We start from the raw sequence: 23,373 nt of genomic DNA on the forward strand, positions 1-23,373 counted from the left end.
ATGCTGGCGAAGGGTTACCGCAGGTGCGACTTGAGCAAGGTGCTTCGCTGGCGCATCTGGCTCGGTTCGCTTTCTACAGCAAGGGGTACCTCAGCAAAGCCGAGAACAAATAAAGAGAAGCCGCCGCCCCTGGCTCTGGCTCCTGTCTGCGATGGAACGCTGAACACGGGTGGGATGCCGGAACAACTGCTCCTGACAGCAGGCGTCGGCGGCGAGTGCATACCCCGGGGCGCGGAGTTGCGTCCGCACCCGGGGGTTGCCCCCTCCAGGTCCAGGGACGCACGGCGGTTCTCCGGGAGGAACGAGGCCGCCACAGACGCGGTCTCGCAGCCGAGGGAGCGGATACGAGTTTCAGACCCCATTCACGCCCCTCAAAAGCAGCACGCGTCGCCGAGGTTTGCGATTTCAATGTGCGAGATGACGCACCGACCAGATATTCAGGGATGGGAATAGTGAGTGAAAGTGAAAACCGTGACCCCGGCGGCCCGACCTCCGAGGCTCCGCCGCGCGGCTCGGCCCAGGCAGGTGAGCAGCTGCGCCGGCTGCGGCTCGAGCGCGGTGTATCGCTGGTCAGGTTGGCGAGCCTGGCTTTTTACAGCAAGGGTTATCTGAGCAAGGTCGAGAACGGTGAGAAGCCGCTGACGCTTGAACTCGCCCGTGCCTGTGATCAGGCGCTGGAGACTGGCGGCGCACTTGAGTTGCTCGTCCCGGTGACGGCTGCAGGCGGCGGCAGGGGGCCGTCGCGGGATGAAGGGGTATGTCCGTATCGCGGGCTGTTCTCGTTCGAGGCTGGGGATGCCCGGTGGTTTTTCGGTCGTGACGAAGCCACCGCTGGCGTGGTCACCCAGCTGACAGAGCGGCTCCGGGCCGGGGGGCCGCTGCTGGTGATGGCTCCTTCCGGGGCGGGCAAATCTTCCCTGCTGCGGGCCGGGCTGATGCCGGCTCTGGCTCGCGGGGTGCTGCCGGCCCGCGGTTCGCATGCCTGGCCCTCCCTGCTGCTCACGCCGGGCGAACACCCTGTGGAGGAGCTCCTGGGCCAGGTGGTCACAGCGACCGGGGGGTCTCGGCGACTACTGGAGAAGGCCTTGGAGGAAGGGCCTGACGCGTTTACGGCGGCGGTGCGTACTGCCGCGGGGAGTCTCCCTCGTCCCACCGGGGAGGCTTCCGGACCTGGACCAGGCACGGGTTATACGGACTCCGAGGTGCCGGCCTCGTTGGTGATCGTGGTGGATCAGTTCGAGGAGACTTTCACTCTTTGCCGGGACGAACGGGAGCGGGCGGCCTTCGTGGAGGTACTGCTCGCCCTCGCAACAGTGCGGCGCGACGGGAGGGGATCGCCCGCGGCTCTCGTCGTCCTGGGTGTACGTGCCGACTTCTACGACCGTTGCCTCGCTTACCCCGGTCTGGCGGCCTCCCTGCAACGCGGCCACGTCACCCTGGGGCCGATGAACGACGCCCAATTACGCGAAGCCATCACTGCGCCCGCCCGCGCAGCCGGCCTTGAGGTCGAGGCCGGTCTCGTGGAGGTCTTGCTCCGCGACATTGGCCTCATGCCCGGAGATGCGGCAGACGCGGCAGATGCCAGCATCTCCCGTGCCGGAGCCCTGCCCTTGCTCTCGCACGCACTCCTCAGCACCTGGCAGCACCGCGAGGCCAGCACTATGACGCTGGCTGGCTACCAGCTGACCGGAGGCATCTCCGGGGCCGTCGCCGCGACCGCAGAACGCGCCTACACCGGCCTGCCCCCCGAGCTGCGCACGGTGGCCCGGCGCGTTCTGCTCGAGCTGGTCCAGGTCGGAGAGGACAAGGAGACCAGTCACCGCACCCTCCGAATAGGCCTGCTGGACAGCAGCCCCTCACCGGAGACGGTCGAACGTGTCCTTGAGGTGTTCACCCGTGCCCGCCTGCTGACCATGAGCGCCGATCACGTAGAGCTCGCGCACGAAATCCTCCTGCGCGCCTGGCCCCGGCTGCGCCAGTGGATCGAAGACGGCCGGGCCGATCTACGCACCCGCCAGCTCCTCACAGAATCCGCCGCCATGTGGGAGAGCCAAGACCGCGACGAGAGCCTGCTCTACCGAGGCAACCGCCTGACCGTAACTCTCGAGTGGCTCAAAGCCACGGAGGACACGATCGAGCTCAGCCCGGTGGCACGAGCCTTTCTCGAGGCCGGCATCGCCCTCGGGACGGCTGAGAAACGCAGGGAGCAGCGCCGTGTCCGGCGCCTGCGAATCCTGGCGTCCAGCCTCGCAGCCCTGCTGGTTCTTGCTCTTGTGGCCGGCACCTTGGCCTTGCAGCAGAACCAGTCCGCGCAGAGTCAACGTCGCATCGCCATCTCCCGCGAACTCGCCGCCCGAGCGGATGCAATGCTGCAGGACCAGCCGGAAACCTCGATGCTCCTGGCTTTGAACGCGTACCGCCGCTCCCCGACGGCCGAGGCTCGTAACAGCCTGCTCAGCTCCTACGCCCAGTTTCCGGGCAACCAGCTCACCGGGCATACGGATGACGTCTATGGGGTGGCCTTCAGTCCCGACGGCCGTACCGTGGCTACAGCCAGTGTCGATCACACGGTCAAGCTCTGGGACCGGGCCTCACAGCGGCTCCTCGCAACCCTGGCCGGACATACCACGCAGGTCGTCACTGTGGCCTTTTCACCAGATGGCCGAATCATCGCCACGGCGAGTAAGGACCGGACAGCAAAGCTGTGGGATGCAGCTACGCACCAGCTCATGGCCACGCTCACCGGCAATCCCGGCGGCGTCTCCGGAGTTGCCTTCAGCCCCGACGGGAAGACGTTGGCCACTGCAGGGGATGACGGCGCTGTTCGCCTGTGGGATGTCAACCGACGTCGCCAGACAGCTGTACTCGCCAGCGGAAGCAGCCCGGCATGGCGGGTAGCTTTCTCACCCGACGGCCGCACAGTGGGTGCCACTTATCACGACAAGGTGGCCCGGTTGTGGGACACGACGTCGCACCGGGAAGTAGCCACTCTCACTGGGCATAACGACACTGTCACGGGTGTCGCGTTTTCCCCTGACGGGCGCACGCTGGCCACCTCATGCACCGACGCAATCGTGCGTTTGTGGGACGCACGGACGCACCGTCTCCTCGCTGCATTGACCGGACACAAACAGTCCGTTATGTCGGTGGCTTTCTCCTCCGACAGCCGCACCCTCGCCTCCGTCAGCTACGACCACACCGCCCGACTGTGGGACACGACCAGTCACCGCAGTACCGGAACGCTGACAGGAGCGACCGGCCTGTCCGGCGTGGCCTTCAGCCCGGACAACAAGTTCATGGTGACCGGAGCAGTTGCCGGAAAAGGTGGCCCCGGCCCGGGCCCTCAGTTGTGGGACGTCTCAACACTTCAGCAAGTAGGAACCTTCACCGGCACCGACGAAGGCCTGGCGGCAGTGGCCCTGTCCCCGGACCGACGCACTCTGGCCGCTGGCGACGTCCGCGGAACTCTCACCCTGTGGGACACCACCACCCGCAGTCTTCTCGCCAGGCTCACCGGACACACCGATGGGATCACCAGGCTGGTCTTCTCGCCTGACGGCCGGATGCTTGGCAGTACCAGCCGCGACCGTAGTGCACGGTTGTGGGACATGACCACACGCCGGGAGACCGCCACTCTCACTGGGCACACCTCGAGCATCCTCGCCGCAGCCTTCAGCCCCGACGGCCAGACCCTGGCCACCGCAGGCAGCGACCGCACCACACGCCTGTGGGACACACGCACACACCGTGCCATCGCCGTCCTCGGCCCCGAGCCTGACGGCATCTCGGCCCTGGCCTTCTCCCCCGATGGGCGCACCCTCGCCACCGGCAACTACGACGCCACCGCACGCCTATGGGGCACCCGCTCCCACAAGCTCACCGCCACCCTGCCCCGCACAGACCAGACGTGCAGCATCCACTCCCTCGGGTTCAGCCCCGACGGCCGCACACTTGCCGCAACCAGCTGCGACGTCATGCTCTGGAACGCAGAAACCCGCACATACATCACGAGCCTCTCCGGCCACGCGCAATCCACACAACAGCTGGCCTTCTCACCGGACGGACACGCCATAGCCACCTCCGGCATCGACCGGTCCATCCGCCTGTGGGACACGGACAACCACCGCTCGGTGGCCACCTTGACAGCACCATTCGGTTTCTTCTCCGCGCTAGCCTTCTCCCCCACAGGCCACTTCCTCGCCACTGTGAACACAGACCCCACCATTCGAATATGGGAACTCGATCCGAAAACCGCCGCCGAGCGCATCTGTGACCTGAGCCGAACGCACCGCTGGCACCAGACCATCCGCAACCTCCCAGCAAACACCCCCTGTCGCTGAGGGGGCCCGGCGAAGCACGGGGTCCGGAGCGGCATGCCGACCGCAATGCAAAGGGCATGCCCGGCCAGGCTTCAGGAGGTCCGGCATACCCGCCCCGACACCTCTCAAGCCGCTCCGGACCGCCGACCCGACGCAACGGAATGGGCCCGGGTTGAAGTTAAGCCGAACGTGAGCTGCAGCCGGACCGTACGGTGAGCGCCGGCGTCAGGCGTCAGCCTCTGGAATAGCCCGTTGCAGGGTCAGTGCCGCAGGGAGAGCCGGGCCTGTTCGAGTTTCTTCCAGGACTTCGGCTGAGCCGGCCGGCTCAGCTGTGCACTCCGGCCGGCGGTGCCGGCCGTCCCCGGGGCCTGCGCCGGCTTGTTCGGGGTGTACAGCCAGGTCTCGAACAGCCGGTGCAGTGGCTTGCCGGAGACCTGCTCAGCGAGGCGGGTGAAGTCCTCCACCGAGGCGTTGCCGTAGCGTCCCTGAGCCTGCCAGCGTTTGAGCACGGTGAAGAAGGTGCTGTCACCGACCTGCTCGCGCAGTGCCTGGAGTGCCATGGCCCCCCGCACGTAGACCGCGTTGTGGAGCGGGTGGTCCTTGCCCGGGTCCGCAGGACGGACCTTCCAGAACGGGTCGTCGGCGGGCAGGGAAGCGTATGCGTAGGCGGCCAGTTCACGGGCCGTCCCCTCGCCTTCCTTCTCCGACCACAGCCACGTCGTGTACTCAGCAAACCCCTCGCTGAGCCAGATGTCGCGCCAGTTGCGCACCGAGACGCTGTCACCGAACCACTGGTGCGCCAGCTCGTGCACGACCACTTCCATCGCAGCGCCGTTCTGAAACGCCCCGGAGCCGTACACCGGTCGCGTCTGGGTCTCGAGCGCGCCGCGTCCGCCGCGGTTCGCCACGTAGCCGCCGGCTGCTTCGAAGGGGTACGGGCCGAAGAGCGTGCTCGCCCAGTCGATGACCTCACCCGTGCGTTCGATGCTCGCCTTGGCCGGTGCGAGCCTGTCGCCCAGGTCCTTGCTGTACGCATTGAGGACCGGCACGCCGCCGGACGTGGCGCCCTGGGTGATGTCGAACCTGCCGACGGCCAAGGTGGTGAGGTAGGTGGCCTGGGGCTTGGTGGAGCGCCAGGTGTCGTGCGTCCAGCCGCCCTTGGTGGCGTGCGAGGTGAGAATGCCGTTGCTGACGGTCTGAAGGCCCTCCGGTACGGCGACGGAGATGTCGTACGTGGCCTTGTCACGGGGGTGGTCGTTGCTCGGGAACCACCAAGCCGCCGCGGCCGGCTCCCCGGCGACCACTGCCCCGTCCGGAGTGCGGGCCCACGAGGAACGCCCGTCGATCTTCTTCTCCGACGGGGTGTCGCTGTAGCGGACCACCACGGTGAACGGACGTCCCTTGGCCAGAGGGGTACGGGGCCGGATCTGCAGCTCCTGTGCACCGGCTCTGGTGAAGGCAGCTTTCTTGCCGTCGACCAGGACGTCCTGGACGTCGAGGACGAAGTCGAGGTTGAAGCGGCTCAGATCCTGGGTGGCGGTGGCGAGGAGCGTCGCCGTGCCGTCCAGCCGCCCCGACGTCGGCTGGTACTTCAGGTGCAGGTCGTAATGCGAGACGTCGTACCCGCCGTTGCCGGCGTAGGGAAGGTACGGGTCTCCGATACCGGCGGTTCCGGGCGTGGGCGTCGCGGCCGAGGCCGGGACGGCGAGGAGCAGACAGGCGGCGAGAGCGCCCACAACGGTGGTTCGACGGCGCAAGGGAATCACTTCCTTTGACGAAGGTCTTCGCAAGAACGCAGGGCTCGCGGCGACGGGACCGGGAAGCCGGAAAGGCACGATGCACGTGTCAGCCCCGGGAGGACGGACAGCCTCACCGGGCGAAGGCGCACGTCAGCCGGCGCCGCCCTGCCGTATCACTTCAAAGGAACAGGGCCGCCTGATCGAGAGGTTTACCGTTTCCTCTTCGACCCCGGGCAGGGAAACCCCGCCGATGAAGCGCGGTCCAGCGGCGCAGGGCTGTGTCAACGACGCTTCCGAGAAGCTGTCTGACTGCCTTGTCCGCCGGCTGAACGTCGGTGATCGTGGCGTCAACGGCACGCCCGGCGTGACAGCGTGGCGATCGTCCCGGACGCGGTGATGCACAGTCCCGGGGCCGGCCTTCCCCCGGGGCAGGTCCGCGCCCCGGGTGCTCCGGGGAAGGCCACCCGGCACCCCCTCGCCCGGCAGTGGCCTGTGATCGCACAGCGGCCTGTGGAAGGGCCTGTTCATCCTGGTGTCGGTGTCCAGTTGACGCTTGTGGGCGTCGTCTGAAAAATTTCGCGCGTCCCCGACAGGCGGGGGGCGAGGAGCGGACAGACCAGCCCGTGCGAGAACGGCCAGGCAGGCGGACAGGGGGCACCCGTCGCAGACCAGCACACACCTCGCAGCGCACCAGCGAAAGGCAGAAGGTCGGCCAGCCCCACTTCGGGAGCCCTGCAGGCCCACCCCGGGCGCCTCAAGCCGATGCGGACCGCCGATCGGGACCACAGCGTACGAAATTCGTCATCGACTCTTCCCCTGCTCTCCCGCCGATACCGACACGGCGTGTCCTACAACGTGGTCTGGGGTGTCCACCCACACCTGCTGGCCGTGGTCGCCGACGGTCAGGCCCAGGCGGCCGAGACCGGGCCTGCCCTGTTCCTGCCACCACGCGTCAGCCGCCTCGACCTCGTCCCACAGTCGGCGGATGCCGTACTGGTACACCGTGGACGGTCTTTCGTCCTCACGAAAGAGGACGCACGCCCAGGAGCGGTCGTCGCCGAGGCCGCACAGCCATACCGGCCGCCTGCCGCCCTGCGGCGTGTCGAAGACGACCGCGCAGTCCGGGACGAGGAGGCCGAGGACGAACCGGGAGATGTCCCACTCATTCGCGAGCGTCTCGCCGAGAGTCAGCGCCGTCGTGCCCCGGTCGGCTTTCTCCCGGGACTCGGCGGTCACATAGTCGGCGTACGAGGGGAGGTCCTGGCGCTGGGCGCGCAGGCTCATGAACTGCACCAGCATCGTGAACGGACCGCTGGCACTGCGCCCGTCCTCGGCGACGGTGAGTGCCACTGTGGCTTCCGTGCGGGTGAAGCGGGTGCCCCACGGCGCCACGATCCGGCCCCCCGGCCGGCACTGTCGCAGCCAGGCAGGGGGAATCGTATGCACGCCGCACGTGGCGATCACCCGGTCGTACGGCGCCCTGGGGCGGTGACCTTGGAAGCCGTCGCCGTGCACCACCGTGACCGCCCCCAGGCCCTGCCGCTCCAGGGCCGCGCGGGCGGCATCGGCGAGATCCCGGTCCACCTCGACCGTGGTCACCGCCTCGGCGCCGAGGCGGCGGGCCAGGAGGCCGACGTTCCAGCCCGTGCCGGTGCCGACTTCCAAAACCCGCTGCCCGGGGCGTACATCGAGGTCTGCGAGCATCGCCGCGACGACGGACGGGGCGGACGCCGACGACGACGCCACCCGCCCTTGCTCCAGCCCCTGGTGCTCGCCGTCGTCCCACTGGGTCACCAGCGGATCGCCGGACTCGGCCGCCATCTGCCACCGGTACGGCTCCCGAGTCCCATCGACTGCTTCTACGCGGCCGGTGGGGACGTGGTGCCGCCAGATGACGCCGGGCAGGAACCCGCTCCGCGGCAGGGCCTCGAACACCGGCGTCCACTCGGCGGTCAATGTGCCGTCCGCGGCAAGCCCCGCGACCAGCTCTCGCCAGGCGCTCACTTGCCGTGCTTTCCGCCGCCCCCGGGGGAACCGCCGTCCGTTGTGGGCGGCTCCTTCGGAGGCGTCCACGGCTGACCCGGCAATTTATCGCCCTTGCCGCCCCCGTCGTCCTGCTTGTCATGCCGACCCACGCGCGCCCCCATCCCTCGTATGAGACCGACCACGGTAGGGGCGGGCTGTTACTCCCGAAAGACCACCCGGCGGAGGGCAGGGTCCCGACAGTGCGGGGGCGCAGTCGCCACGACTGTGAGCCCGAGGAAGGTCGGGTCGCCGTCAGGGTTTTCCCCAGGATCGAAGGCGGTCGGCGATCTGGTAGGAGTCCAGGCGCAGGGAGGCGATGTCCCTGATCAGGTCGTGCCACGGCTCGTAGGAGGTGTCGACGCGTTCGCCGGAGGCCTCCAGATAAGCGAGAGCCAGGCCGTATCCGTACGCCTCGTTGCGCGCGGGCAATGGCCGCAGCAGGACGCATTCCTCCAGGAACACGGCGGCGCGCCAGTAGGCGTCGGGATGCTCTTGGTCGAGGCGCGGCGGGTCGACTCGGTGGCGGGCGGCCATGCCGACGAGCACGGACAGGTCGTTGACGGTCAGGTCGGTGCGGAGGATGTCTTCCTGGCGGGCCAGGAGCCATCGGTAGTCGACGAGGAGATCCACTGAGGTCAGGCCGCCTGCGGGGGCTGGTGCACGACCGGCGGGAGGCCGCCGAAGTCGGCGTCGAACCGGGCGAGCACGTCCGGGGTCAGCACGCGTCGGAACGCTTCGGTCGCGGTGTCCAGGGCGCGCTGCTGCTCTTCGCGCATCGCGAGGTCCGCGAGGAATTCCTTGAGCGGCTTGTCCCCGGCGAGCGCCTTGAGGCGGGCATGGGTGACTTTGTCGACCTTGACGCTGGTGTCCTTGCCGTTACTGTCGTCCATACACTGAGTATGCCCATTGGTATACCCGCTGCGCTACCGCCTTGCGCCTTCTCATGGCAATGCCGCACGAGGCGCCGCCTCCATGGTGCAGCACGGGTCTTCGGTCCCAGGGTAGGAGACCTGCATCGACGGGGAGGGCCGGCTGGCCGACGGGGTGGCGGTCAGGGGCGCTGATCGCACTGTATCGCCCGGGTTGCGGCCTCAAGGGCGGTAATCAAGTCGGCGGGATGCAATGGCTCGGTGAGCTCAACGGGCTTCATGTCAGCCTGGCCGGAGCCGGATCCAAGATCGCCCAAACCGGCTTCGCGTCAACGCGTGGACCTGTGAACCTCTGGCACCTGGCGGCAGGGGGGCGAACGTTCCCTCCGACCGGCTCATGCCGGTCCCCAGGACGGCCGTCGAGCGGATCAAGCAGGCGCAGCGCGGCGAAGTGCCAACCGCATCGGCCCGGTAGGCCCCCGAGAGGCCTCCCTCGAACACTAGCGGGCGGCACTGACACCGATACCGGCGATCCCTGGACGCGGGCATCCAATGCCGCCCTCACGCCTGTGCCTACGGGGGCGGCTCGACCTCCAGCCAGCGGTGCCTGCGCGCTCCGCGGTACTCCAGGACCTGCCAGCCGACGTCTCGAAGGGCTTGCGCGCAGGCCTGCTAGATGATCAAACCATCCGTTGTGATGAGACAGAGCCAGACTACGGAGAGAAGACCTGGCGGATCGTGAGCGGCAGCTGCGCTGCGTACCGGGCAAGGACCCGGTCCACCGCCCACGAGCAGCTCGACCGTACGGGGACGGCGGCGCCACCGAGGCTGGTAACCCCACGGCCGCTTCTCCGGCATCGCCCGCACCTCCCCACCCGGGAAAAGGACGCCTTGGCGCCCCTTTCAGGGTCGCTCACCCGGGCGGCCTGCACAACGCCCCGATCGGTTCCGAGGAGGCACTCCCCGAACGCCGGAGCTGGTCTTACTCGGGGAACTACAGGAAGGCGGCCTGACCCGCAGCAGGTGGGTTTCGGGTTGGGTTGCCTCATAGCGGTCCAGGACCTTCTGCCAGCGGCCGGCATCAAGTCACGGCAGGCCTGCTCGTCCTCGGCCAGCTCGCAAGCCAAGCGCGCGGGTTCCCGGAATCCTGAGCGTTGGGAGGCCGGAACCTGCATGTCAGCTGATGGCAGTGGTGGTCCTGCGCGTGGGTTCGCCGGGGTTTACGGGCTTTGGCTTCCCGAACGTTCGCCGTGCCGCATCCGAGTGGCTATCTCGCAGGCCAGTGCGGGTTCGGCATGCCGTCATCGCTCATGTGTGCCCGCCGCCAGAGCCCGTTCCAGTTGAATGGCGTCTCCGGTACGCACCGATGCCGCCGGCCGCACGGGCATGGCGCCGGCGCCCAAGCGCACCCACGGCACAGTTCGATCCAGCCATGCCCGGTCGAGCTCAGCACTCGCGGTCCCTCGTCCCCGCAGGCCGGGCAGCCGGGGAGATCGACGCCGTCCAGGATCGCGTTCTGTCGCCGGACGTACTCGGACAGTCGCAGCGACGGGTGGCGGAACGGGTCGTCGTACCAGGCCCGGTCCGGGCCGTCCCACCTGCTCCGCAGCCACCACGGTCGCGGGTTCGCTACGGCCCGCTTCTCCGCCAGGCGCTGCATCGTGTACTGCTCCGCCCGCGCGAGCCACAGCACCCGCGCCTCATGCAGTTCCTCCACCGCCCGTTCGACAAGGTGGGCAATCGGCTCGCGTTCCTTGAACCTGTCCGCGATTGCTGACGTCACATGAACAGGGCCTCTTCTTCTTCCTCCAGTGGCTGGTGCGGGGGCTTATGCGGGTGATGCGTCGGGGCATCACGGTGATGAGTGCCCATTTCAGATGGGCTTCGGAGTGCTGGAGCAGCCGCCCATAGTCGCGTGCGTTGCGGTGGGCGTTCATACACCAGCCGATCGCGCGCTCGGCCTTCCAGCGTCGGGGCATGACGACGAAGCCCTTGACGCATTTGGGCCTGGAGACGATGCGCAGGGTGTGCCAGAGGCGTTCGCGGGCCCAGCTGACGAGGTCGCCGGCGTAGCCGCGGTCGGCCCAGGCCCAGATCCCCCAGTGGGAGCGTCCCGGCGCCGTCCGCCGCGCCGTCGTCCCCGAACGGCCCGCCGCGCTGACCGGCCGCAGCGTCCACGTCCTCGCCGGGGCCATGCCGGAGCTGCGCGACCCGCCGCCGGACCGGGAGATGTTCCGTCACCAGCCGCAGACCGGCTGCCACCTCTGCGACGCCCGTCATCTCAGCGGCCGGGTGCACCGGCTCCTTCCCCACTACACCTACGTCTGCCTGCGCCACGGTCGGTGGATCGGCCCACCCGGCATCGACCACCCCGCCGTCGATCTCGCCCGACTCCCGGACAGCATCGACGCCCAGCGACGCCACCTGCCCGTCCTGCGGCGCTACGACTGGGCCGCCACCAACGACGGGGTACTGACCGCCCTCATGATCTGCGCGCACACCTGGTCCGTGGACGGGCACCCGGAGCCGTTCGACACCTGGGACACCCGGGACGACCGCCTCGACCTCCTGATCCCCTTCGACCGGGAGAAGCAGGACTACGTCGACTACAGCACCACCCGGTTGTCCGCCGCGGTCTATCCCCAAAGCCGTCACCCTCGCCCCGATGATCGCCTCGTCCTACTGGCGCCGGATGGCCGACGGCTCCGAAGCCGGGCAGGCCCGGTTCTTCGCGGAGGCCGCCACACACGTCACCTATCCCTACAGCCCGCCCGACCGCGGCGGCGACGCCATCGCGCACTGGCGCTCGCCGACTCCTGGCGGCCGCCCAGCCGGCCACTGACCACCTACACCCCCGGCCGCGTCAGCGGCACCCTCCCCAGCCTCGCCGCAAACCGGCTCGCCCGGCACGAGAAGAGCGCGATGTGGTTCAGCCGCCGCAGCCCCAAGGGCCAGGGCAGCGCACTCCTCTTCCACGGCCACCTCCAACCCGTCCTCCTGCGTGACCGCGACCCTCGATACGTGAAGTGGGAAGGCACCATCTGGCACAGCACCCGGACCGACGACCTCATGAAGCAAGAAGTCGCGAGAAAACGACAGAAGCTCGAACGCACAGCAGCGGCGTGAGCGGCGGGGCGTGCGGGCCCGGGCGGGGCGGGTGCCGCAGGGTGTGTGAGTTATCGCGTTGCATGGGCGCCAGAGGGGCCTTTACCCTGTTTCGAATTCCGCCTGTGCCCATGCCGGGGCCTGGCGCTGTGATTCGAGGTGACGACTTATCTCCCAGGCCAAGTAGCCGTCCGCAGTTCCCCACGTTCTGATCGTTTGAACGTGTCCGGGGGCGGACGCCGCGCTGGCCTGAGTTGCGTCACCCACCCCCGCGTTTCCCTGTCGTTTTCCGGGTGCAGCTCTGCCGACTGCCCCGGGTTTCGTGTTTTCCGGCCCCGGCGCGGCTGACGGCAGGGCTCCCCGACTCCTTGCATCAGGAGCCCCCACAGTGCCTTCCCCCGCGCTCGACAACGAGCCACAGCCCACCACCCAGCCCCCAACCCACCCCACACCCGGACCGTCGAAGACGGCTTTGGGAGCCTGGATCGCCCTCTTGGTGCTGCTGGGCGCCGAGCTGATGGACATGCTCGACCAGTCGGTCGTCCTGACCGCGCTGCCCGCGATCCAGGAGTCGACCGGCGCCGGACCGGCCGCAGTGCAATGGCTGACCACCGGCTATTCACTGCCCGTCGCCGTCGGACTAATCACCGGCGGACGCCTCGGCGACCTCCACGGCCGGCGAAAGATCCTCCTCATCGGCACCATCGTGTTCACCGCGGCCTCGCTGCTGTGCGGTCTGGCCACCGGGCCCGGCGTGCTGGTCGGTGCCCGCATGCTCCAGGGCATCGCGGTGGCCCTGATGATCCCGCAGGTCCTGGCCACTCTCCACGTCACCTTCGAGGGACGAAACCGCAGCAAGGCGTTCGGTCTCTACGGGGCGGTCCTCTCCCTCGCCAACGTCCTGAGCCCGGTGGTGGGCGGCCTGCTCACCGAGGCCGACCTGTTCGGGCTGTCCTGGCGGCCGATCTTCCTGATCAACGTGCCCGTCGGCCTCGCCGTGCTCCTCCTGGGACGCCGGTTCATCCCTGAGTCGACCGTGAAGAAGGCCGACCGGCTCGACCTCACCGGCATGCTGCTGTCCGCGCTGGCCATCGTCCTGATCGTCTTCCCGCTCAGCGAGGGGCACCTCCATCATTGGCCGGTGTGGTGCTTCGCCCTGCTCGCCGCCGGTCTCCTTGCGCTGGGCGTCTTCCTGCGCCATCAGCAGCGTAAGCAGAACAAGGCACCTCTCGTGCCCCTGTCCCTCTTCCGGGGCAGGCCGTTCTCCGGCGGCACAGCCGCGCAGCTGGTGCACGGCCTGCTGTGCGGGCTGTTCTTCATGACCTGGACCCTCTACCTCCAGCACGGATTGGGCATGAGCCCCTTCCATGCGGCCCTGGCCTTCGTACTGCTCTCCCTCGGAGAGCTGGCCGGCGCGACGCTCGCGGCGAAGAGCGGCGGGCGCTTCGCCCGCCGCCTTCCCCAGGCCGGAGCCCTCATTGCGGCCGCTTCCATGGCCGCCTACGGCCTCCAGGCCGCCACAGCCCAGGGGGACCTGACCTTGCCGGCGATGACCGCTCCGGTGGTACTGATCGGCTTCGGCCTCGGCATGGTCAGCGGCCCGCTCGCCGACCTGTCGCTGGCCCGCGTCCCGCACGAGAACGCCGGAGCCGCCTCCGGCCTGTTCAACACCGCAATCCACCTGGGCATCGCCCTCGGCACCGCCCTGACCGCCCTGGTGTTCTTCGCCACCACCGGCGGCTCGCCCGACGCCGGAGTCAACCGCGACGCGTTCGTCACCGTGCTGTGGTGGGTCGGCAGCCTCCTCGCCCTGATGTGGGCCCTGATGTTCTTCCTGCCCAGGCGCACGAAGAACCGGGCCGGCTAGGCCGGTTCCCCAAGGGGGCGGCACCTCCCCGTGCCGCCGCCCGTCGTAAACGACGCACACCAGCGCACCACTCCCCCGACCACCACCCACTGAGCACCACGTCACCGACGCCCTTCAACACCAACAGCCACCACCGCCCCCGGCCGCCCGGCCGGGGGCTTCGTGCTTCCCGGAGGAGTTCGTCGTACCCACGTACGGAGCCCTGCCCCGCTTCACCGCCGACCTGGACCGCCTCACCCCCGAGCAGCACTACCGTTTCCACCAGGCCGTGGCCGCCTGCGTCGAGAACCCGCGCGACGGCCGCACGTTCCGCCTCAGGCTGCGGGTCAAGGGCGTGCGGCGCGCACCCGGCATCTTCGAGCACACCCTGGGCGGCAACAGCCGGGCGACGTGACAGCACGGCCCGGAAATAGTCAGCGGCGAGCAGTACATCGTCTGGCACCGGATCGGCACTCACGACATCCTCACCGGCCCATGAGCCGAGCCTTCGGGCACATCCGGCATGACCCGTCGTCGCTCTCTTGGAGCCGGCGTGGGCGCCGGTCCCGGGGCTACGCGGTGAGGGCGGCGGAGCAACCGGACTCACCTGGGCCCCTTGGACGAGGCGCAGCTATTGTCAGCCGCGTTCCGGGCGCCCGGACAGAAAAGAAGCCAGAACGAATTCGCCGAGTCATTGGGAATCAGCCGGGCGCCACCGCATCTCAACGGCTGGCTCTTCTCAAACTGCAGCCGGATCTCCAGGCCGCCGTGGCCGACGGCACCCTGACCATCCAGCAGGCGCGCACCCTGGCATCTGTCCGCCGCAGTCGCAAACGGCCCGCGAACCGGCGATGAAGTGGTCACCGGTGGCACCGTGTGCACTGCCCCGCACAGTGCGCACCGAGAAGCCAGTCGCTCCACGAGCTGGTGCAGTGCGCGTCCGGGGCAAGGGCTCAGGAACCGTCATCCACGAATTTGGCCAGCAGTGCGGCGATCTCGGCCGTGCTGCTGCGGGTGGCCTCGTCCAGGGGATCCGCGGCGGAGGCCGCTTGCAGGACCCGGCGGCGGCCTGTACGAGAGCGGTGGGCAGCTCGACGCGGTTTCGTGCTGCCCCAGACTCGTGCCTTGGAGGAGGTGGCGAGCCCGGCCCAGCCGTATGTGCTGCTGGATGCCGGCGGGGTGGTGGTGGAGCCTGTGTCCGAGTTCTTCGCCGAGCTGCAGGCGTGCTCGCGGCCGCCCCGACCGGCGCCGTGGACGTTACGGAGGCCCTGCGGGCCACTGTCGAGCGTGCCCGCACACCCAAGGACACCGGCGAGACAGCCGCCACCGGTGCCGCCCGGGCCGCCCGCGGCGAGAAGAAGACCGGGGCCAAGACGTAGGCCAGCTGCACCGCGAGCTCCTGACCCGGCTACCGCGGAGCGTGGAGCCGATTCAGGGGTGGCCGCGGGGGAACGCTTCTCCCACCGCGGCGACGTACCCGACAGCCCCGGTCGGGCGGAGGAGTGCGGCCTTCCGTCACCCGGTTTCGGGCCTTCCGCAGCTCCTCACTGGACCAGAACGGTGTGCGGGTGGCCTCCGTTCGCCGGGCAGGCGTACAGCTGGAGGTGGTTGGCGTCCAGCACCGTGATGCCGGGAGGATTGGACCAGCTGTCGTCGGATGCACCGGGGCCCCGGTCCTCGTTCGGGATCCAGCTCGTGCTGTGGCGGTGCCATTCTGACGAGGAGATGGTCAGCAGCGGCGTCATCGCTGCACCGCAGGCCACACAGAACCGCGGCACGGGATCGGTCAGTCCCCAGGGGGCCCAGCCACCGATCTTCCAGCCAGGGGCGTAGGACAGCGCCTTGTCATAGAGCACCAGCGGTCCGGCATCGTCAATCGCAATGCCCGCCGCCCGCCAAGGCGCAGGGTCCGCAATCTGCTGCTTCACCTCCTCGGGGAGTTCCAGGGAATCGGGGTACTCGGTGACCTGCTCCGGCGCGAGCACGCACGGCTCAGGCACGTAGAGGTCCTCGTCCGCGTCGAACGGCTCGGGCGGCGCGGCCAGCACGTCGGTGACATCCGCGGCGGTTCGCCAGGACAACTCGATCGGAATGCTTGAGTCCGGCGCGTGCTCCGAGGGGCACCACAGGACCTGCAGCAGGTCGGTCCGCCCGGGCGGCTGCAGCAGGGGTATGTCCCGCGCGTACAACTGGGCCACGGGCACCAGGGGGTGGAGGCCTTCATGCTCGATGCGGCAGTACTGCCAAGGTTGCTGTGCGGGCCACAGCAGAGGCCCGCCGATCGAGCTGTCGTGCACTGTGGGAGAGCCGGGACGCGGGTGCAACCGGACTGCTGGGCGGGCCAGCGGGGCCAGCGCGGGGAAGACCGCGGCGATGTCGACCGGCCGTGGCGGGGTGGTACGTCTGCCATTCATAACGGTGATTTTGCCGACACCCTCTGACAGCGAGCCAACCCGACAGCCCCAGCCGCGTCCTTGCTGCGTGCGCCCCACCCCCTGGTGGCGCAGGGTGCGAAGCGGCACAACCGGCCTATGCGCAGCTGACGCCGTGCACGCGCCAGAGTTCAGAGAAGACACCAGTCCGAATCCGATCGCACCCGGCCACAGGGCATGTCCTCGCGGCATGCCACCAGCCTGCGGGAGCCCACCCTGCCCCGCAGTCCGGAGCATGCCTTCGGCGGGCGGACCGCGCCTCTGTCCCGCTCGACCGCCACGGCCCCCTTCTGTGGGGGCGCCGGGTCAGCGGCCGGCGCGGTGCTCGTAGACGGTGAGGGTCAGGTCCTTCATCGCGGTGTGGGCGTGCTCGACGTCCAGGCCCCGGTCGATGGCCTCCAGGGCTCCGGCCGCCGCAACCCGTACCCGCAGGGGCAGGCCGTCCAAGGCGCAGGCCTGGTAGGCGAGAGTGCGGCGGGCGTCGCGTTCCTCCTGGCTCACTCCATCCCGGGTGAGGGGGAAGACGGCCGCGTGGTAGGTCGCGATGCTCATCAGGACAGCGTCGGCGATGCCCTCCGCGTACCCGTCAGCCAGGACGGCCTCGGGCTGGAAGAAGGCAACTACCTGGCGGCGGGCGAGGAACGATCCGATTCCCGCGCCCAGACCGGCTGCACCCGCGGCCATCACCGCCGTCATGCGGCCGCCTGCGAGAAAGCCGAAGCAGGCTCCGCCCAGCACCGCGCACGTCACCAGCACCAAGGTGACCAGCAGGTGTATCCGGGTGGCGAGCGAGGACTCCATGCCGAGCAGTATGCCCGCAGCCAGCGCAGCCCCGGCCACCGTGACGGCGCCACCGGTTTTCCGCTCCGCGTGGATGAACACGTGCAGGAGCGTGACGGTGCCCAGGGCGTTGTCGTTGACCCTGACAGCGGCGGCCGTCTGTACGGACCCGGGTGCACATGCGCAGAACCCGGCCGCCGCACCATGCCCCGGCCGGTCCCCGGCCTCCCGACCGGCCGGCCCCCTGACACCCGCGCGGCGCGTCATCGCCATATGCCTGTTTCTGAACCCTGTACCAGCAGGTCAAGAGCCGTCAGGCCGAAATAGGAACGCTGCGCAAGAGTTCGGGGAACGGTCACCGCGGCCGTTCCCCGAACGGGAACCACTGCGGCTGGTGTGGCCCAGGTGAAAGAAGCGGCTGCAGTACTCTGCCCGCGTGGACGGTACTGATGAGATGAGAATTCTTCCCGACTGGCGGGTGCTCGTCATCGGGGGTGCGTCGGGGATGGGGAAGACCAGTGTCGGGCGGGCGTTGGCACGACGGTACGACGTCCCCGTCGTGGAGGTCGACGACATCGTGGAGGCCCTCCTCGCGGTGACACTGCCCGAGCACCTGCCGGAGGTCCACTTCTGGCGCACTCACCCGGAGGCCGCCCGCCGGACGCCCGAGTCGGTGGTCGAACGGCAGATCGCGATCGCCCAGGCGCTGGTGCCGGCGATCGAGGCGGTGGTGGCCAACCATGTGGGCACCGACACCCCGGTGATCCTGGAAGGGGACTACGTCCTGCCCGGACCGGCGACGCCCAAAGGCCCGGTCCGTGCCGTCTTCCTCCACGAGGACGACGAGGGACAGGTGACGGCCAACTATCTGCGCCGGGAGCCGGAGGCCGGACCGCAGCGCCATCGCGCACGCGTCAGCGTGCTGTACGGCCGGTGGCTCGCCGCGCAGGCGCGGGCGGCCGACGTGCCGGTCGTCGCTCCGCGTCCGTGGGAGGACCTGGCCAACCGTGTCGCCGAGACAGTGGGGGGTGCCTCTGCTCACACCGCGGCGTCGGCCCGAAGCGTCGCTGCCCAGAGCCTTCCGAGGAGCCCGGCGGCTTCTCGATCCGAAGGTGATGGTCAGCGCCTTCACCACTCTGGATGATCTCGTCGTGCTGTACACCGTCGCCCCGGCGGCGGACGCGCCGCTGGAGACCAGACCAGGGGTGGACGCGCCGGTGGACGACGGTGTGGGAGGCGTCCCGGGCGGAGGTGATCTGCCCGGTCCAGGACGTGGCCGCCTTCCCGCGCCGACCGCTGCCGGTCTTGGGGTTCCTGGGCGGCATTGAGGCCGCCATCCGGCCGACCCCGGCTCGGATGGCGGCGACCGGGCCCTTAGTCCCCCGAAGCCGGGTCGGCCCGGCCTCGGGAGCCGGGCCGCCCGGGCCGGTCGTGCGGCGGTCCGGGCGGCCCGGTGGGATTCAGGGGTTCACCACGTTCCAGCGTTCGGCCGGGATGTCCTGGCACTTGTAGAGCTCGGCCTTGCCGTGGTCGGCGTCGGGCGCCCGCAGGCACAGGTGGTTCGCCTCGTTGCGGTACCGGATGGTGCCGTCCGCGTAGCTCTCGGCCAGCCAGCGCTGGCCGGCCCCGGCGACGCCGCGGGCGTCGTCACACGTCTGGAGCACGGCATCCGCTTTCGTGGTGGCGTGCTCGTCCCGGCTGCCCAGGCACTGGTTGTTGCCGTCCATGCTCTGGATCCGGACCAGGTTGTCGTCCTTGCTGATCCGCTGGATGTTCCAGCCGAAGTCCTTGCGCTCCCAGAACAGCCAGTAGATCCACCACTGCTTGGGCGGTGTGGGTTGGGTGTAGGCGTCGGTCCCGGGGACATTGCCGCTCCGCCGAAGCCGGCCTCCGAGCCATGAGGATTCGAGCCGGACGTTCCCCGTAGTGGTCTGCCCGTTCGCAGGGACGGCCGTAGGGCTGTCCCACCACCGCTGGGCAGCGTTCTCGGTGCACGGTTCCGCGGTCACCGACCTGTTGGACGGGGTCAGGCAGAGCCCGGGGAAGGCCACGTTCTGCCAGCGCTGCGGTCCGCCGTTGTCCTCGTTCCACACCACGTCGTCCTCGAGGTGGCTGACCGTCCACTGCGCCCGCGGGTCGTCACACTTGCCGGCGACGATCCGGGAGGACACATCCCGCCGGGTGCCGGGCGCGATGGCGATGCAGTCTCCCGTACCGACGTTCTGCAGGTAATGGGTAAGCGCGCCGGTGGTGAACATCTGGAAGGTCTGGTTGTTGTCGTAGCGGGCGTCGCCGATCCCGATCGAGCGGTCCGGGTTCTCCTGGAGCAGATTGCCGGTGGGTGTGGCCAGCACGGTGCTGTAGACGTGGGACCGGGTCGGCGCCTGGGCCGGCGGGGGTGTGCGGGCGAAGGACACGGGCACATGGTCGGAGCCGGCGCCCTGCGGGCGGATAGCGGTGAAGCCGCCCGGCAGGCCGTGCGTGATCGCGTAGTCCAGCTCGCTCGGATGGTCGCCGTTGATGAACGTCGGCTGACCGGTGCGCAGCAGGGTCTCGTCGGCGCGCAGGTGCAGCGACTGGTTGCGGGCCTCGCCATTGGAGCGGTTGAGGATGTTCAGGTTGAAGTCGCCGGCCAGGACCCAGTTCCGGCGGTCCCTGGCCGCGAAGTCGCGGACCTGGTCCAGCAGCCCGGGGCGATTGCCTCGCCGGACCACGTCCTCGCCGCGGGCGTGCGTGTTCCAGTACCAGGTGTTCCCGAACCGCAGACCGAGCAGGGGACGTGCCCGGTAACGGTTGTTCGGGGCGTTCGGGTCGGGGTCGTAGGTGGGGTTCTCGATCACGCGGACCTCATCGGCCCGGGAGTCGGTGACCGTCGCCAGGTTCATCTGGCCGCCGTCCCACGTGTCCTGTCCCGAAAGGCCGACCCTGCGCGGGTCGCTCTGCAGGTAGTACACGTAGCGGGTGGCGTTGTTGCCGATGGGCCAGGCAACCAGCGTGACGGAACTGGGCTGGGGGTCGCGGTTGGGAGTGAGCCGGATGTGCCGGTAGTTGTCCCGGTTTTCGTTCACCGGCATGGGTGGCCCGGCGCCGACCTCCTGCAGCGCCACCACCGCGTGGTTCGCGGCCAGTTGTTCGATCTCCGACCGCCAGGTCTGGCCGTTGTCGGAGCCGTGCATGTTGTACGTGGCGAACGGCGAGGTGCCGCCGTTGTTCACCGCCTGCGCCGCCGGGGCGGCCACCGTCACGTTGGCGGCCAGGGCCGCCAGCGCGGCCAAGGCGGCGACCACGGCGGCAGTCCGCCGCCGTACCGGTTCCCGCGTCATCAGATGGGTGTGTCTCATCAACGCTCCGCTCAATGATCCGTCCTCTCCCGTCGGCCCGGGCACCAGGCGGCCCGGGGCCCTGTCAACGCCGTCTCCGCAGCACGGCGGCGAGCACATCGGTCAACGGCATGAGCGGTCCTTCCGGTCGTTGTTCGCGGTGACCGATGGGTCGACCGGGCGGCCAGGCGGCAACAGGTATCAAGCGGCACAAAGGCCCTGCGTGTAAAGGGAGTTCATGGATTTTCAGCCATTCCCGCTTGCAACGGCGTCGGCTGGGAGATGACGCTGGAAGGGCCAACGGTCCTTCTCAAGGACTCAGTCACACCGGTCTACGGCGTCCTGCCCGCCATCCCGGCCCGCTGCCCCGCCGGGGGGCTTCCGCCCACGCGTGCGCGGCGTGAGGCAAGAACCGGGCGCCCAGCCCCACCGGGCCCGGCGGCCCGTCAGCGCGGCGGCCATCGCCACGGTCAGGCTCGTTTCCATGCAGGCGAGCCGTCCGCGCCACCACGGCGGCCGCACCGACAGCACGGCCGCGTGCAGCATGCCCAGATCCTTCGGTGTGGCGTAGGGCAGGCGGGGCGCGGCCTGCAACAGCTGTATGCGGGCGCGCAGCGGCAGCCGCAGGACGGCCAGCGGTACGGTGTGCAGGTCTTGCCGCTTCGGCTTATGGGCCGACGGGCTGGGCGGTCACACCGGTGCCCATGCAGAACTGCCGGGCGCCGCGAAGTGTTTTGGTCAGTTTCCGCCTGGTTGCCCGGCTGTCGAGGTGCACGTCGAGAGCGCCGGGCAGGGTGCTGTGAGCTCGCAGGCCCTCGGGCAGCCGGGAGATGTCGAGACCGTCACGCATGGCAATGAGAATGAGGGTGTCGAGCTCGTGACGGCTCGCAGCGTCGGGCCCTGCGAGATGGTGGATGCGGACGCGTCGTTCGACGCCGACTCCAGGAGGGCGGCCGCCAGGTCGGCGACGTGTACAGGACAGCGGATGTCGTCGGTGAACAGGACACCGCTGCGGGTGCCGGCGACGAGCTCGTGCACCAGTGGCTCGTGGACGGACCCCCCGTTCCCGACGATCAGGGACGTGCGGGCGGCGACAACTGCCTTCGGATAGACCGCGAGGAATCCGGTCTCCGCGGCCGCTTTCGATGCTCCGTACGGGGTGACGGGGTCAGGGAGACAGGTCTCGTATCGTAGTGGACCCGGGCGACGGAGAACACGGCATCGCTGGAGACGTGGACCAGGCGGCTTCCGTGTTTCGCCGCGGTTTTCGTGAGCCGGACGGGCCCCTGGGCCGTTACCGCCCAGTCGTCCTTGCGGCTCGACGTGTCGATGACGGCCTGCGGGCTGACTTCGGCCATGACGGCGTCGAGGCGGACCGCGTCCCGCAGGTCAAGGGGGCACCACACGGTCTGAGAGACGTCGCCGGGCTGGTCGCGTACGTCGCGGCCGCGGCGTGCCCTGCCGCTGTCGCTTGCCGGACCAGCTCGGCCCCCAGGAAGCCGCTGCCGCTGATGATCAGAACTCGCATGCGCGGCACGGTAGACCGGCCCCCTGGCGGCGGGCCGGTTCCCCCTCATAGGCCGTCCGTGCTGGCGAACAGTCCGGTTCCCGCAGCGGGGTGGACAGCAGCGGCCACAACCCGGCGGTCCAGTCAGCCGGCCTTGATCACGGACTTATGGCCCACAGACTGCATGACCAGCGCGCTGTGTTTTAGAGTCCGGCCGCGTCGAGTTGGCGCAGGAGGGCCTTCTTGGTGGTGTGAGCCAGGCGGAAGCGCTGGTAGCGCTGGTCGAAGACGTCACCGGTGTGGTCGCTGTCGGCCAGGGTGGCAAGGTCTCCCAGGATCTGGACGGCGTCGGGGTAGTGGACGCCGGTCCGGTTCGCGATCAGCTCGCCCACGCGCTTCCATCCGGCTTCCGGGTCCTTGGCGAGGTCGGCGAGGCGGCGTAGCTGGGCGGTCCGGGCTGCTGTTTGGGCCTTCTCGTGGCAGGCTTCGGCCTCCCGCTGCTCGCGGGCGACGCGCAGGGCGGCCTGGTCGGAGACTGCGGCGCGGAGCTCGGCGGCGGTACGGCCGGGGCAGGCGGGTGCGGGGCGGGGGTGGTCGTGGTGGAAGCGGCGGCGCAGTTCGGTCAGGACGTGTTGGTCGTTGTCGTGGAGCAGGCGCGTCAGCGCGGTGTCCTTGTCGGTGGCATCCAGCCGGCGGATCCACTTCGCGTAGTCGGTCCGCCTGGGTGCGGGCGGAAGGTCGGGGAGGGGCTGGGCGGCGGTGATCAGGTCGGGGTCGATGCGCAGGAAGACGGCCAGATCACTGAGGCTGTCCGACAGCTCTGCGAGGCCCGCGGGCAGGGGCGGTTCGGCGCCCTCGTCGTCCACCTGGCCGGCCTGCAGGCACAGCAGCCATGCGAGGTAGAGGAGGCGGAGGTCGCCGGCGGCGACGTCCGGGCGGGCCCGGGCGATGGAGGGCAGCCACTGCTCCCCACGGTCGCCGTCGACGTCACTGAAGTCGAACAGATCGTTGAAGTCGTCCAGTTCCCCGTCCTCGTCGTCGGAGAACAGCGTGAGCAGCACCTGGTCACCGTGACGGCGCGCGGTGGCCGAGGGGCCGGTGCAGTAGCTCTCGGCCACCTCTGGGGGGAGCTGCTCGGCGGGCCAGCGCAGGATCACGCGCCGGGTGCCCCAGTTCGCGAAGTACAGGTGTCCGTCGTAGAGGTCGGCCACCAGGCCCTCAGGGCTTCCCTTGAAATCTCCGAACTGGTAGGTGTTGACGAACGAGGTCGGCGTGAGGCGGGCGCGGGTGGTCAACTTCCGTACCTCTGCGAGCTGGTCGTGCCGCAACGGCCGTTCAGTGGCGACGAATTGGTAGAACTGGAACTCTGACACCGTGCCTCCGCTCGCCAGTGGCCGACAGCCGTGCGGTCCTCCCTGCGGCCGGAGCGCG

The 23,373-nt window shown here is 69.4% G+C and carries 15 protein-coding genes and 1 pseudogene; 6 read left to right on the forward strand and 10 right to left on the reverse strand.

From position 1 onward, the window contains the following. The first annotated feature begins 452 nt into the window (after nt 1–452). Nucleotides 453–4,340, forward strand: coding sequence for a helix-turn-helix domain-containing protein (locus ACFZCD_RS30210; protein WP_391836241.1), 3,888 nt, complete (start codon nt 453–455; stop codon nt 4,338–4,340). A gap of 239 nt (nt 4,341–4,579) precedes the next feature. Here ACFZCD_RS30210 and ACFZCD_RS30215 read toward each other — a convergent pair whose 3' ends face one another. The 5 genes from ACFZCD_RS30215 to ACFZCD_RS30235 form a co-directional block, all read right to left on the reverse strand. After that, nucleotides 4,580–6,076 (reverse strand): M1 family metallopeptidase, encoded by a 1,497-nt coding sequence (locus tag ACFZCD_RS30215; RefSeq protein ID WP_391836242.1) that lies wholly within the window; start codon nt 6,074–6,076, stop codon nt 4,580–4,582. 783 nt (nt 6,077–6,859) lie between these two features. Next, nucleotides 6,860–8,062 carry a methyltransferase domain-containing protein gene (locus ACFZCD_RS30220; RefSeq protein WP_391836243.1) on the reverse strand — a complete coding sequence of 401 codons (1,203 nt, stop codon included), beginning with the start codon at nt 8,060–8,062 and terminating at the stop codon, nt 6,860–6,862. A 273-nt stretch (nt 8,063–8,335) separates the two neighbouring features. Then, nucleotides 8,336–8,713, reverse strand: coding sequence for a toxin Doc (locus ACFZCD_RS30225; protein WP_391836244.1), 378 nt, complete (start codon nt 8,711–8,713; stop codon nt 8,336–8,338). Nucleotides 8,714–8,718: 5 nt separating this feature from the next. Continuing rightward, nucleotides 8,719–8,973 (reverse strand): antitoxin MazE7, encoded by a 255-nt coding sequence (locus tag ACFZCD_RS30230; RefSeq protein WP_391836245.1) that lies wholly within the window; start codon nt 8,971–8,973, stop codon nt 8,719–8,721. A gap of 1,679 nt (nt 8,974–10,652) precedes the next feature. Continuing rightward, entirely contained in the window at nt 10,653–11,147 is a 495-nt protein-coding gene (locus ACFZCD_RS30235; RefSeq protein WP_391836246.1) for a transposase, read from the reverse strand. Here ACFZCD_RS30235 and ACFZCD_RS30240 point away from each other — a divergent pair. The 4 genes from ACFZCD_RS30240 (at nt 11,146) to ACFZCD_RS30255 (ending at nt 15,282) form a co-directional block, all read left to right on the forward strand. Beyond that, nucleotides 11,146–12,078 carry a hypothetical protein gene (locus tag ACFZCD_RS30240; protein WP_391836247.1) on the forward strand — a complete coding sequence of 311 codons (933 nt, stop codon included), beginning with the start codon at nt 11,146–11,148 and terminating at the stop codon, nt 12,076–12,078. The two genes, ACFZCD_RS30235 and ACFZCD_RS30240, sit on opposite strands and share 2 nt — an antisense overlap. A gap of 367 nt (nt 12,079–12,445) precedes the next feature. Next, nucleotides 12,446–13,924 carry an MFS transporter gene (locus ACFZCD_RS30245; RefSeq protein ID WP_391836248.1) on the forward strand — a complete coding sequence of 493 codons (1,479 nt, stop codon included), beginning with the start codon at nt 12,446–12,448 and terminating at the stop codon, nt 13,922–13,924. A gap of 268 nt (nt 13,925–14,192) precedes the next feature. Further along, nucleotides 14,193–14,318 carry a hypothetical protein gene (locus tag ACFZCD_RS30250; RefSeq protein ID WP_391836249.1) on the forward strand — a complete coding sequence of 42 codons (126 nt, stop codon included), beginning with the start codon at nt 14,193–14,195 and terminating at the stop codon, nt 14,316–14,318. 835 nt (nt 14,319–15,153) lie between these two features. Then, nucleotides 15,154–15,282, forward strand: coding sequence for a hypothetical protein (locus ACFZCD_RS30255; protein ID WP_391836250.1), 129 nt, complete (start codon nt 15,154–15,156; stop codon nt 15,280–15,282). A gap of 165 nt (nt 15,283–15,447) precedes the next feature. Here ACFZCD_RS30255 and ACFZCD_RS30260 read toward each other — a convergent pair whose 3' ends face one another. Both ACFZCD_RS30260 and ACFZCD_RS30265 read right to left on the reverse strand, forming a co-directional pair. Beyond that, nucleotides 15,448–16,101, reverse strand: coding sequence for a hypothetical protein (locus ACFZCD_RS30260; RefSeq protein ID WP_391836251.1), 654 nt, complete (start codon nt 16,099–16,101; stop codon nt 15,448–15,450). A 540-nt stretch (nt 16,102–16,641) separates the two neighbouring features. Further along, entirely contained in the window at nt 16,642–17,217 is a 576-nt protein-coding gene (locus tag ACFZCD_RS30265; RefSeq protein WP_391836252.1) for a hypothetical protein, read from the reverse strand. Nucleotides 17,218–17,551: 334 nt separating this feature from the next. On the opposite strand from ACFZCD_RS30265, the gene ACFZCD_RS30270 reads away from it, so the two are divergent. Further along, nucleotides 17,552–18,259, forward strand: coding sequence for a hypothetical protein (locus tag ACFZCD_RS30270; RefSeq protein ID WP_391836253.1), 708 nt, complete (start codon nt 17,552–17,554; stop codon nt 18,257–18,259). Between the two features lie 316 nt (nt 18,260–18,575). On the opposite strand, the gene ACFZCD_RS30275 is transcribed toward ACFZCD_RS30270, so the two are convergent. The 3 genes and pseudogenes from ACFZCD_RS30275 to ACFZCD_RS30285 form a co-directional block, all read right to left on the reverse strand. After that, complete coding sequence (locus ACFZCD_RS30275) at nt 18,576–20,456, reverse strand: ricin-type beta-trefoil lectin domain protein (protein WP_391836254.1); 1,881 nt, start codon at nt 20,454–20,456, stop codon at nt 18,576–18,578. A gap of 646 nt (nt 20,457–21,102) precedes the next feature. Further along, a pseudogene (locus ACFZCD_RS30280) lies at nt 21,103–21,963 on the reverse strand (SDR family oxidoreductase). A gap of 182 nt (nt 21,964–22,145) precedes the next feature. Continuing rightward, the gene (locus ACFZCD_RS30285; RefSeq protein WP_391836255.1) at nt 22,146–23,315 is read right to left on the reverse strand and encodes a hypothetical protein; all 1,170 of its coding nucleotides are present in this window, start codon (nt 23,313–23,315) and stop codon (nt 22,146–22,148) included. Nucleotides 23,316–23,373 lie beyond the last annotated feature (58 nt).

Source organism: Streptomyces sp. NPDC008001 (assembly GCF_042958085.1).
Taxonomy (GTDB): domain Bacteria; phylum Actinomycetota; class Actinomycetes; order Streptomycetales; family Streptomycetaceae; genus Streptomyces.

What these genes read in the sequence shown, in the direction of transcription:
- ACFZCD_RS30230 (WP_391836245.1), bottom strand. Translation starts at nt 8,973, where the DNA reads ATGGACGACAGTAACGGCAAGGACACCAGCGTCAAGGTCGACAAAGTC.
- ACFZCD_RS30275 (WP_391836254.1), bottom strand. Translation starts at nt 20,456, where the DNA reads ATGAGACACACCCATCTGATGACGCGGGAACCGGTACGGCGGCGGACT.
- ACFZCD_RS30235 (WP_391836246.1), bottom strand. Translation starts at nt 11,147, where the DNA reads ATGGCCCCGGCGAGGACGTGGACGCTGCGGCCGGTCAGCGCGGCGGGC.
- ACFZCD_RS30240 (WP_391836247.1), top strand. Translation starts at nt 11,146, where the DNA reads ATGCCGGAGCTGCGCGACCCGCCGCCGGACCGGGAGATGTTCCGTCAC.